Source organism: Candidatus Vicinibacter proximus, assembly GCA_016713905.1.
Classification (GTDB): domain Bacteria; phylum Bacteroidota; class Bacteroidia; order Chitinophagales; family Saprospiraceae; genus Vicinibacter; species Vicinibacter proximus.
On record JADJOE010000001.1, the window covers coordinates 516,629 to 528,926 of the forward strand.

General features: G+C 37.2%; 12 protein-coding genes. 4 read left to right on the top strand and 8 right to left on the bottom strand.

The annotated features are described in order from the left end of the window. Positions 1-8 precede the first annotated feature (8 nt). From rlmD to rsfS, 8 genes are all read right to left on the bottom strand, one after another. The gene (gene rlmD / locus IPJ83_02140; protein ID MBK7879347.1) at positions 9-1,421 is read right to left on the bottom strand and encodes a 23S rRNA (uracil(1939)-C(5))-methyltransferase RlmD; all 1,413 of its coding nucleotides are present in this window, start codon (positions 1,419-1,421) and stop codon (positions 9-11) included. Then, the gene (locus IPJ83_02145; protein MBK7879348.1) at positions 1,421-3,352 is read right to left on the bottom strand and encodes a PD40 domain-containing protein; all 1,932 of its coding nucleotides are present in this window, start codon (positions 3,350-3,352) and stop codon (positions 1,421-1,423) included. The genes rlmD and IPJ83_02145 overlap by 1 nt, the downstream gene beginning before the upstream one ends. 37 nt (positions 3,353-3,389) lie before the next feature. Next, positions 3,390-3,638, bottom strand: a complete 249-nt coding sequence (locus IPJ83_02150; GenBank protein ID MBK7879349.1) for a hypothetical protein — start codon at positions 3,636-3,638, stop codon at positions 3,390-3,392. 76 nt (positions 3,639-3,714) lie between these two features. Next, entirely contained in the window at positions 3,715-4,320 is a 606-nt protein-coding gene (locus IPJ83_02155) for a hypothetical protein (protein ID MBK7879350.1), read from the bottom strand. Positions 4,321-4,673: 353 nt separating this feature from the next. Further along, a complete protein-coding gene (locus tag IPJ83_02160; protein ID MBK7879351.1) occupies positions 4,674-5,393 on the bottom strand; it encodes a hypothetical protein in 720 nt (239 codons plus the stop codon). 176 nt (positions 5,394-5,569) lie between these two features. Further along, entirely contained in the window at positions 5,570-6,310 is a 741-nt protein-coding gene (locus tag IPJ83_02165) for an isoprenyl transferase (GenBank protein MBK7879352.1), read from the bottom strand. Between the two features lie 50 nt (positions 6,311-6,360). Then, a complete protein-coding gene (gene ftsH / locus IPJ83_02170) occupies positions 6,361-8,355 on the bottom strand; it encodes an ATP-dependent zinc metalloprotease FtsH (protein MBK7879353.1) in 1,995 nt (664 codons plus the stop codon). Positions 8,356-8,417: 62 nt separating this feature from the next. After that, entirely contained in the window at positions 8,418-8,804 is a 387-nt protein-coding gene (rsfS, locus tag IPJ83_02175; GenBank protein ID MBK7879354.1) for a ribosome silencing factor, read from the bottom strand. Positions 8,805-8,859: 55 nt separating this feature from the next. Here rsfS and IPJ83_02180 point away from each other — a divergent pair, with 55 nt between their 5' ends. From IPJ83_02180 to aspS, 4 genes are all read left to right on the top strand, one after another. After that, positions 8,860-9,624, top strand: a complete 765-nt coding sequence (locus tag IPJ83_02180; protein ID MBK7879355.1) for a biotin--[acetyl-CoA-carboxylase] ligase — start codon at positions 8,860-8,862, stop codon at positions 9,622-9,624. A gap of 17 nt (positions 9,625-9,641) precedes the next feature. After that, positions 9,642-9,824 (top strand): hypothetical protein, encoded by a 183-nt coding sequence (locus IPJ83_02185; protein ID MBK7879356.1) that lies wholly within the window; start codon positions 9,642-9,644, stop codon positions 9,822-9,824. 19 nt (positions 9,825-9,843) lie between these two features. Continuing rightward, complete coding sequence (locus tag IPJ83_02190; GenBank protein ID MBK7879357.1) at positions 9,844-10,035, top strand: hypothetical protein; 192 nt, start codon at positions 9,844-9,846, stop codon at positions 10,033-10,035. A 393-nt stretch (positions 10,036-10,428) separates the two neighbouring features. Then, on the top strand, positions 10,429-12,171 hold the full coding sequence (gene aspS, locus IPJ83_02195) for an aspartate--tRNA ligase (protein ID MBK7879358.1): 1,743 nt from the start codon (positions 10,429-10,431) through the stop codon (positions 12,169-12,171). Positions 12,172-12,298: the final 127 nt, after the last annotated feature.

A 12,298-nucleotide genomic window follows, 5' to 3' on the forward strand; every position in this document is an offset into this window, starting at 1 on the left:
ATTGATAATTAGCTGTTAGATTTCCATTCCAAAAGGGCTACAGCTTCAACATGGTTGGTATGTGGAAACATGTCAACAGGACGAATTTTTTTCACCCAATAAGCTTCGTTCATGATCGCCATATCTCGGGCCTGTGTTGCAGGATTACAACTTACATAAATAATTCTTTTTGGGGCAAATTTAAGGATGGATTGTACCACCTCAGGATGTAAGCCAACACGCGGAGGGTCGACAATCAATACATCCGGCACACCATATTTTAGTACCATTTCATCGTTGAGTAAAGTACGGGCATCTCCAGTGTGAAAAACAAGGTTATCTAATTGATTTAGTTGGGCATTTTTATGTGCATCTACAATGGCTGCTGGAATTTCTTCAATGCCAATAACTTTGGATGCATGCCTGGCAAGAAATATTCCAATACTGCCCACACCACAATAAACATCATATACGATCTCCCCACCTGAAAGTTGTGCATATTCTTCAATCAATTTATACAAGTTGACTGTCTGAAGAGTATTGGTCTGAAAAAAAGACTTTGGACCAATATTGAAATTGACATGATCCAAGGACTCAGGCAAAGCATCTGTACCAAATATTTTTTTACACTCTAAATCAAACCACGAATCGTTTTTCTTTATATTGATAGCAAGATGAGCAGAAATTATTCTAGGAAATTGAGTCTGTAAATGCTCAAATAAAGGGGATAGTTTTTCGCCATCATTTTCACTAGCAGAAAGTACCAACATTACTTCCCCTTTTAAATTTGTCCGAATGATCATGTTTCTCAACAATCCACTATGTGTTCTGATATCGTAAAAACTTAAGTCTTTTTCCAAGGCATAAGATCGAACTTCATTTCGTATTTGATTTGAGATTTCATCCTGAAGGTAGCAACGGTTTATATCTACTACTTTGTCAAAAGACTCAGGACGGTGAAAACCTAGTGCATTTTTATTTAAATTGGTTTGATCGTCATCTATTTCCTCTCTGGTCAACCATCTATGTGTGGAAAAAGTAAATTCTAATTTATTTCTGTAATGTTTTACATCCGGTGCAGCAAGTATAGGTTCGAAGGAAGTTTGGTCCACCTTAGCAATACGGATTAATGCATCGCGAACCAGAATTTCTTTTTGTCGAAGTTGTTCTACATAATCCAAACTTTGCCAGCTGCAACCACCACAGATTCCAAAATGACTACAAAAAGCGGGGACTTCATGAATACTGGCTTCAAGAATTTCTTCAATACGTCCTTGCCAAACACCTTTTCTCTTTTTACTTAGAGAGACTAGAGCTTTTTGACCTGGAATTCCACCCTTGACAAAAACCACCATTCCTTCAGGAGTCCTTCCAATAGCCATTCCTTTATGACCAACTCCAGTGATGTTTAGTTGAACTGTTTTTATTGATTTTATTGCCATTATTCTGGGATGATCTTGATTTCGGTCCTTCGGTTATTTTGTCTTCCTTCTTCTGTGTTGTTGTCTGCAATAGGTTGACTTTCACCTTGACCTTCGGAAATCAGTCTAGTTGGTTCGATTCCTTTTTGAATCATGGCCTGGACAACTGCTTTGGCCCTGTTTTGGGATAATAATAGGTTATCTTCTTTTTGACCAATATTGTCTGTATGACCAGTTATGATCACTTTAGCAATTTTTTTGTTTTTTAATAACTCAAAAAGTTGGTTGAGTTCAAAATCCGATTCGGATCTCAAGACAGCAGAACCCGATTCAAAGAATATATTTTTCAAAACCATTGGAGCATTGGTATCTTTGATTTTATCCATACTTATAGTTAATCTCAAAGGTCGGTAGGCTGTTCTGATTTCTGTGCAGTTGAACTGTTCCGAATGCATCATGTAATCAGGGTGATACAAATCGATTGCATAAATTTCATTGGTTGGTAAGGAAATCAGACTTTTCCCTTCCTGATTTGTTTTTCCAGTATAAAATTTTTCCTTCTGGCCCAGTTTAAATACTTTTAATTGTGCCTGAACCGGCATATTAGTTTTGCGGTCAGTGACACTGATATAAAGATATGATGAAGGATTCGGTCTGAGTGCTTCCGGCATCGCAAACTCAAAAAGATCAAGGTTTTTCTGAAGATTTTTATTTTTTGGGTCAAGATCTTTAAAGTCTTTGTCGCTGGCAATGTAACCTGTATCCCCTCTGTAATTTAAAATGAATGAAGATTCATCTCCTTTAGAATTCAATGGGTATCCTAAATTTATAGCTGTCTTCCATTTATTTGCACCGACCTTTTCAGAATAAAATACGTCCTTTGCGCCCATGCCGGGATGGCCATCGGAACTAAAATAAAGAGTCAAACCATTTGGGTGGAGAAATGGGCACTCCTCATTGTCGATGGTGTTGATGGCTGGTCCCAAGTTGAGCGGTTTTGCCCAACTCCTGTCTTCCTGGCGATAACTAAACCAAATATCTTTTCCTCCAATTGAACCAGTGCGATTGCTACAAAAGAAGATCAGATTACCATTGTCGCCAAAACACGGTTGCGATTCATAAGCAGGGGTATTTATTTTATCACCCAGGTTAACTGCCTGGCTCCATTTTCCATTTTCTTTTTTAGAAATGAACAGATCACAACCACCATAACTTTCTTTTCTGTCACAGGAAGTAAAGACTAAAGTATTGCCATCTGGAGAAATTGCAGGTGCCCCTTCATTGAAAACCGTATTGATCTCATCCATCGATTCTGGTACAGACCAATTGCCTCCTTCGTCCCTTGTCGAGATAAATAGATCCTCATTCTCATGAAATATTTTCCTGGTAAATACCATGGTATTTCCATCAGCTGTCAAGCTGGGTAAGTACTCTGAAAAATCCGAATTCATCACCTTGAAATTCAGAGGGTGATAATTTATTGGATGAGATACAGCAGAATCTGTAAACTTATAGGTTACATATCGACGCTTTGCTTTCGCAATTAATTCCTGATTTTGGGTTTCCAATGCAAGATATTTACCCATGTTATTTTTTGCTTCTGTAAAATGTTCCAATTCATAATTACACAAAGCCAGGGTGTAAAAAACTTTTACCTGATAAGTCGAGTCTAGTTTAATTGCATCAATAAATGATTTTTCTGCAGAAGAGTATGTTTTTTTTTCAAAGAAAACAGAACCTAATAAGATATGAGCATCAATGAACTTTGGTTCACTTTTTATTATTTTTTCAAACAATTTAATGGCATCATCATATTTATTTTGTCGATATGCTGCAACAGCTTTCTTATAGGCTTTTACCTGCTTTTCCGGTGCAGTTTTAAGGGTGATATAATCCTGGCAGTACGTTAATGTACCCATTAGAACCAAAAACAGCGTGAGAGGAATTTTCATTTCCCTAATTAACGAATTCTATAAGGTAAATTATTACCTAAGATAAGTGCATTTCGGTTAAAAGTTTTGTGGCAGGTTCGTGTCCTAACTCAGATGCTTTTCTAAGGTCAAGAATAAAATCTGATTTTCCTGCAGCTTTACGGGCAAGTCCACGATGCATAAGCATCTCCCCTTTAAATAATTTGTTGTCTGAACCTTCCAGACTTACACTTTTGTCAAAAGCCTCTAAAGCCAAATCAATTTGGCCTAACGCGAAATAGGCTTTACCAAAATTAAACCAAGCCATAGCCAAATGTTTAAAATTGGGGTCTTCCTTGACAAATTGTCTGGATGTAAAAAGCTTATACTCAAATATAGCTTTGTCAAATTCTATTTTTTTTCACCATATGACATCGGCCAACTCCATACCAGGAGGAAGAATTCATAGGATCAAAACTTATGCTTTTTTTGAAATCGTAAAGAGCATCGTCATAATTTTTTAAGACAAAATTCACATAACCTCTTTTTTCATAAGCCTGCGAATGTTTCTCAAATTTTTCTATGGTTTCAGTGAGAACTTTCAAGGCTTCATGCTCTGATCCCAACTCTTCAGATTTTTTCTTACCTTCCTGATAAAGCATGACTGAAGATTTTTCACCAAGAGGTTCAATGTGAAAATGATGTAGGATTTTTCCACTGTCTGTCATCCATGCGTTAATACTGCCGGAGAAAGAAAATTGAGCACAATACTCCAGCAAGCTGATGGTGTTCTTCCATACCTTTTCGGTTATGTTACCGATATAACGGTTAAGAACCATGGTCTTTTCTTCATCAAAAAAGACTAATTCTGGTTGCTTGAAAACAATTTCCTTTTTGTACAGAACTTCTGCTCTTTGTGTGTATAACTGCAGAACTTTCTGATAAGAGCGGTCATTGCCAAAATCGAGTTTCCCCTGGATGATGACCTTATATAGATTCTGCGTAGACATAATTTGTTTGAATTTGTAGCCTGATGAAATCACCCATTTGCATTCAATCAGTCACAACCAAAATTGCAGAAATTAAAATTATCCGAGATTATGAAAGTTAAAACTGAGATTTGAACACACGTATGGTGGCACAAATTTCGTAAAAAAAAATGACAGTTTAATAACATTAAGTGCTGGAAATCAATAAATTATTAATTCTTAATGCATAGTATGTTAAAAATCACACTTTTAGACATTAATTTTTTATTAATTTAAATATAATATCTTGAAGCTTAACCAATTCTATAAAGAGTTTTCCGTTTAAGCTTAAGCCAAACCATCTAAAGCAGTTAAATTACTACAAAGGTTAATATTTATTTGGTATTTTTATTTGCCATGCATTTATCATATTCCTCTATGATGTTTGTCCAGATGTTTATTTTTTTATCTGAAGAGCCGGTAAAAAATGAATAATAGAATCCATCTTCCTTGTTTTTAATCTTTTTTGCCAGTTTGGGGCAGCTGTCAAAAAACTTACTGACTTTTCTTTCCATATCCGGGACTATATCCTCCCCATTAATGTTGTAACATTCATATTTTTCATGAAATGGAAGAGATACATAATATTTAAAATTGTCCTCATTATAACTGCCTGCTCTGGGGCCAAAACCAGAATTAACTGTACTTTGCGTATGGTATTCAAATAACTGAATTTTTGACTCTGACTTGGTGATTCTCTTTAAGAATCTGATTATTTCTCCACCAAAAATTCCGGTATCAATGCTTTTCGGCTGGTAATAATTATTCCTCACATATACTTCGTTGATATCTTCTACCATGATTTTGGTGTTCTTCTTGCGGCCTTTTTCTAAAATTTCCACATAAGATTTACTTCCCCACGAGCCATCGAGTCCAATGGTTATATTGCCTTCCAGAATTGTGTCATTCAGTAGATAAATTTTACCATTAATGTTCCGCATATTATTTACAGTCGTAAAATGCGTGGTATTGCAAGAAACCAATAAGAACAATGCCAAAGATGACGATAAGAAGATATTCAGATTGAATCTTGCTGTGTAAATTCTATTTTCCATAATATTTAAATACAAGCTAAAATTAGGAATTTATTCATTCCAGACACTTATAGAAAGGTTAAATATTACAGCCTTGTGTCATTATTTCTAGATTTAAAATGTTCAGGATAGGAAGACTTTTGTATTTGATACTATCCACAAAAATTACCATGATATTATTGAACAGATCAAATAACTTATAAGAGCTGTTCAGATATCATCCCAAATCGTCGCTCCCGGGATTGGTAATCCAGAATGGCTTTATAGAGTTGTTCTTTTCTAAAATCCGGCCATAAAACATCAGTAAAGTATAATTCTGTATAAGCTAATTGCCACAACAAGAAATTGGATATTCTTTGTTCACCACTTGTCCGTATAAGTAAATCAGGATCAGGAATATCTTTGGTACTCAGTAAGGATGAGAAATAATCTTCATTTATTTCCTTATTAAACTGAGCTGAAAGTGCATCTGATGCAATCTTTTTAGCCGCCTCGAGAATCTCCCATCTTGAGCTGTAATTCAGGGCAAGGTTGAGCTGCATTCTTTTGTTGGAGGAAGTTTCACGGATGCCCGAAAGTAGGGCATTTCTGGTTTTTTCAGGCATCCCATTAAGATCACCAATCGCATTCAGTCGAATATCATTTTTAAGTAATGTCCGGAGTTCAAGTTTGACCGTATCGACCAACAAACTCATTAATCCTGTTACTTCAAGAATTGGTCTGTTCCAATTTTCTGTAGAAAAGGCATATAATGTCAAATGCTTAACTCCAAGTTCAGCACAGGCTTCTGTTATTTCTTTAACGGAGGTTACACCAACTTTGTGGCCATACAATCGAGGCTGACCATTTTTCTTAGCCCATCTTCCATTGCCATCCATTATAATGGCAATATGTTGAGGAATCTTTTGAGGGTCCAAATGTAATTTTATGTCCGACATAAGTATGGACAAAACTACAAATTAATCAGGCTTTACAGAAATACAGCTTTTTAATTACTGTTTTCTTGCTTTTTTTCTTCCTCAATCGGCTTTTCATCTGAAACATGTTGACCTGAAAAAGGAATTGGCTCAGAGAGTTTGTCTTTGTGATAGGGACTTGGGCCAATAAGTCTTTCTACATCTGATTTAAGCAATACTTCCTTTTTTAGCAATTCAGATGCCAGTGTTTCTAATTCATGACGCTTTTCACTTAGAAGTGTTTGGGCTCTTTCGTATTGACCATTAATCAGATTACGCACCTCTTCATCCATTAGTTTAGCAGTTTCTTCACTATAAGGACGTTGGAAAGATTCATTGGCCATGCCATAAAAAGAAACATTTCCTACCTTCTCATTCATTCCAAAGACTGAGATCATACTATATCCCATTTTAGTTACCTGATCAAGGTCAGATTGGGCACCTGTTGAAATTTTGTTGAAGGTAATTTTTTCAGCAGCTCTACCTCCCATAGTCATGCAGATTCGATCAAGCATCGCTTCTGTACGAGTGATGTACTCTTCTTTAGGGAGATACTGGGCATAACCTAATGTTCCAATACCCCTTGGAACAATTGTCACTTTTACCAATGGAGAGGCAAAAGGTAAGTACCACCCACAGATTGCATGACCAGCTTCATGATAAGCTATAACTTCCTTTTCTTCCGGAGAAATCAGTTTGTTCTTTTTTTCCAATCCGCCGATTACCCTATCCAGAGCATAGTTAAAATCATCCAGTTCAATTTCCTTTTTATTTCTTCGTGCCGCAACGAGGGCCGCTTCATTACAAATATTGGCAATATCAGCACCTGCAAATCCCGGAGTCATTTCAGAAAGTATTTCCGGTGTGACCTTATCTGACAATTTTAATTTTTTTAGATGGACCTTAAAGATTTGCGCCCTTCCTTTTAAATCCGGTGGGTCAATGGAGATTTGTCTATCAAAACGACCAGGTCTCAACAATGCTGTATCCAGAATATCCGGTCTATTGGTGGCAGCCATCAGGATGACTCCTTTATCAGTACTGAAGCCATCCATTTCAACCAGGAGCTGATTTAAAGTGTTTTCTCGCTCATCATTTCCACCCTGGAATTGAGTTTTTCCTCTGGCACGACCAACAGCATCAATTTCATCAATGAAAACAATGCAAGGTGCTTTTTCCCTAGCTTGGCGAAACAAATCCCTTACTCTTGAAGCTCCGACACCAACAAACATTTCCACAAAATCAGAACCCGAGATAGTAAAGAAAGGGACACCTGCTTCTCCGGCAACCGCTTTGGCCAAAAGGGTTTTTCCTGTGCCTGGAGGGCCTACTAGGAGTACTCCTTTTGGAATCTTACCTCCTAAGGCAGTATATTTTTTTGGATTTTTTAGAAAGTCCACCACTTCCATAACTTCTTCCTTGGCTTCTTCAAGTCCTGCAACATCTTCAAAAGTGATGTTGGTGTTACTGTTTTTTTCAAAAAGCATGGCTTTGGACTTTCCAATGTTAAAGATCTGGCCACCAGGACCTCCGGATCCACCACCCATTCTTCTCATAAAAAGCATCCAGATGCCAAGAATAATAAGGAATGGCAGCACAAATGAAAGAATTGGTCCCAGCCAATTTTGTTTTTCAACATAATTAATGTCCACTTTAGCCGGAAGCCGTTCGTTTAACTTATCCATTTTAGTGGCGAAATTTTCTGCCGGTCCAATATTAAAATAATAATGGGGTTTTGAGCCCAGTGTGGTCTTTGCAGCATCCTTATAATCTTCTTTTGCAAGAGACTCTTCTTTCAAATAAACAAAGGCATTTTTATTATTGGTAACCTCCACTTTGGAGATGTCACCTTTTACAGCCATATCTTCAAATCTGGTAAAAGTGATTGGATCTTTGCTGGGATTGGCAATGTAAAAGAGATTAATTCCTATAATTGCCAAAAATATTATACCGTAGATCCAATATGAATTAAATCCTCCACCTGAAGGGGTTGGTTTTTTATCCTGGTTGTTTTCTTGAGATTCCATAATTTGTTGTAATTAATTTTAGGTGAACTTACAGTTCTATTAACGTTAAATTCCGGGTATTGTTAAATATTCTGGTATTCTTTAAACTTACCATCACTCCAAAGATCTTCAAGATCATAATAATTTCTTGTGGCCTTATCAAAAACATGAAGCACTACATCAAAGAAATCCACCAGAACCCATTTAGCACCACTTTGTCCTTCGACATGGTTGGCGCGATAGTTGGATTCTTCTTTAACCCTTCTGGCGACATTATTGGCAATAGCCTTTATCTGGGTTGAACTTTCACCCTCACAAATGATAAAGAATCGTGTAGGAGCATCTGGAAGATGTCTTAAATCGATCTGTATGATATTTTTACCTTTGATGTCTTGGATGGCGTCGATGATGAGGTCAAGGAATTCAGACTCTTCATTAAGAAGTGCTTTGGACCTGGCTTTAGATTGTATCAGAAAATTGAATTTAGAGTAATTAATAAGGAATAACGCAAAAATAAACCACAAATTGATTTCCGAATCCCTGAATTTCGAACATATTCATTTATTAACAGTAGATTCAACCAATAGGTTTGCATTTGAATTTATATCAAAAACCAATCCAATAGATGGATTTTGTGTATTTTCTGACGTTCAGACAGCAGGGAGAGGACAATATGGCAGGGAATGGCAAAGTGAATCTGGCAAGAACCTTTTGGCCAGTTTTATTTTTAGGACCCAATTCATTCAATTGGAGGATATTTTTATTTTGCACCAATTGGCTGGTTTATCAGTCTTAACAGCACTTGATTCGTTTGGAGTGACCGAGGCTGAGATAAAATGGCCAAATGATATTATCATTCATGATAAGAAGATTGCGGGCATTCTTATCCAGAATACTATTCGCGCCCACGATCTTCAATATTCAGTAATGGGCATTGGACTAAACGTAAATCAAGTTGATTTTAAAGGACTTCACTCTGCTTGCTCAATGAGAACTGAGGCTCTTCAGGAATTCGATTTAAAGGAAATTCTTTCAGTTCTTCATCAAGAGCTTATGGGCAGATTTGAAGACCTTAAACAAGGCAGGTTCAATCATTGGCTGGCTGCCTACAATGAGAGATTGTACCGTTCTGGACAATTATGCTCATTTCAAAGGCCGGATGGGGAAGTTTTCCACGCTCAAATTGTTGCTGTCAATAAAAAGGGAGAACTAATTCTGGAAAAAGAAAACACACGATTGCATTATGATTTTGGTTCGATAAAAATGGTTTGGCCCTTGAAACAACCATAACTAAACAATTAAACTTAATGCTGAAACAGAAACAAAAATTCAGGGATGCAGAGGAGATAGTTGAGTTTCTTCCTCCGGAGGAAAGAGATATTTTTGTCTGTCTTAGGGAACTTATTTTCAAATGTATTCCTGAGGTCAGGGAAAAGATTAGCAACAATGTTCCGTTCTACTGTTTGAAGAAAAGAATGTTGTTTATTTGACCTTCAAGTATTCCCTGGAGTGGGGGTAAAAAAGGGTGTGACCATTGGATTCTGTTATGGTAATTTGTTGATGGATGAAGACAATTATCTTGAAAAAGAAGATCGCAAACTGGTATACATGAAGACTTTTCAGAAGAAATCCGAAATAAACATACCGGTTTTAAAAAAATTGATCTTTGAGGCGGTGGTGGTTGATGGAGGCGGAATCTAAAATTGATTCTGAATATGACCAGAATTGACATTTTTTGAACCAATCCTATAAAATAATTCAAAATGAAATTGCTCTTGCATGTCATTTAATGATCAAATCCCTATAATTTTATAAAGTTTAAGAAGAAGCATTCCAAAATTTTTTTCTTGGTTGTCAGGTAAAAGTCAATTTATTAACTTAAACTTTTTTATATATGGCTCTTTAAATGTATTAATAAAAGGTGACCTTAATATCTTTTTCTGATTTGTGGTCTGCCAGAATCAAAGGAAATGGTTTTGACATGAAATATCATTACAAACCTTTTAACATCCTCGAAGTAAAAGTTTCTCCATATGTGAAATAATTGTGCTCTGAGTTGCAGTTCGCTTATTTTTGCAGCGCAAAAAGACAAATATGTACAGATCGCATCATTGTGGAGAATTGAGAATGGCTCATGTAGGGCAGGAAGTGATACTTGCCGGATGGGTTCAAATAGCCAGAAATCTTGGCGGGTTGACATTCATTGATCTTAGAGATCGATATGGTATAACGCAGTTGGCGTTTAATATGGAAACTGATGCAGATTTATGTACCCTGGCCCGTAAATCAGGCAGGGAATTTGTTTTGCAAGCAAAGGGTGTTGTCCGTGAACGGAGCAGTAAAAATCCTAATCGACCTACCGGAGAGGTAGAATTGGAAGTCAGGGAATTAAAGATTCTGAATACCTCATTAGTTCCACCATTCACCATTGAAGATGAAAGCGATGGAGGTGAAGAGCTGAGATTGAAATATCGTTATCTCGACATTCGAAGAAATCCCGTAAAGGAAAAATTAATTTTTAGACATAAGATCGCATTGGAGACCAGGAAGTACCTCAGCGAACTTGGATTCCTTGAAATTGAAACTCCCTATCTCATCAAGTCAACACCTGAGGGGGCCCGGGATTTTATAGTGCCGAGTCGTATGAATCCAGGACAATGGTATGCTTTACCTCAGTCTCCGCAAACCTTTAAGCAAATTCTCATGGTGGCCGGTATGGATAAATATTTTCAGATTGTCCGGTGTTTTAGAGATGAAGACCTAAGGGCCGATCGTCAACCCGAATTTACCCAGATTGATTGTGAAATGGCCTTTGTGGAACAAGAAGATATCCTGCAAACTTTTGAAGGATTGATGCGGTCGTTGTTCAAATCTGTTTTGGATTTGGAACTTCCGGTATTCCCAAGAATTAGTTATCAAGAGGCCATGGAATCATATGGCTCGGACAAACCGGATCTTAGATTTGACCTTAAATTTGTAAGTTTGGAATTACTGCGAGGAGCAGGTTTTCAGGTTATAGATGGAGCTCCATTCATCAAGGGGTTTATAGTAAAAGGACTGGAAAGCAAATTCACCAATAAAGAAATAAATGATCTCACCGAATGGGTGAAGCGACCACAAATAGGTGCAAAGGGACTCATGTATGTGAAGTACTCCCCTGAAGGGACTAAATCTTCAATCAGTAAATTTTATACGGAAGAACAATTGCAAAAATTGGCTGCTGAGATAGGCGCTGAAACCCATGATGCAGTTTTTATCCTCACAGGTGAAAAAGATAAAGTGTTAAAACAGCTTGGAGACCTGAGACTTGAAATCGCCAGGAGGATGGACCTAATTCAGCCTGGAGTATTCAGACCTTTGTGGGTATTGGATTTTCCATTGCTGGAATGGGACGATGAAGCGCAAAGATTTTTTGCCATGCACCACCCCTTTACCAGTCCCTTACCGGAGGATATGGAGTTGATGCATTCAACCAATAAAGAAGATTTAAAAGGAGTTCGTGCCGCAGCATATGACATGGTTATCAATGGAGCAGAACTGGGGGGAGGATCCATCAGAATTCACAACCGTGAATTGCAGGCCCGTAATTTTGAAATCCTTGGATTCAGCAAGGAAGAAGCAGAACATCAGTTTGGTTTCCTGATGGGCGCATTTGAACATGGGGCACCACCCCATGGAGGAATTGCATTTGGATTGGACAGGGTCTGTACTATTATGCAAGGCAGTACCTCCATCAGAGATTACATAGCATTTCCAAAAAATAATCAAGGTCGGGACATGATGATTGATGCCCCTTCAGCCATTGACCCAAAACAATTAAAGGAACTGGGGTTGTAAATAATCAAGTGCTTTAGAACTAATTAATAATACCGAAAGTTTAGTATTGGCATTTTGGGGATTATTTAATTATGTGGATAATAAATTTGGGGAAGGTGTTCTATAAATGCGGACAAAAGATATCTAT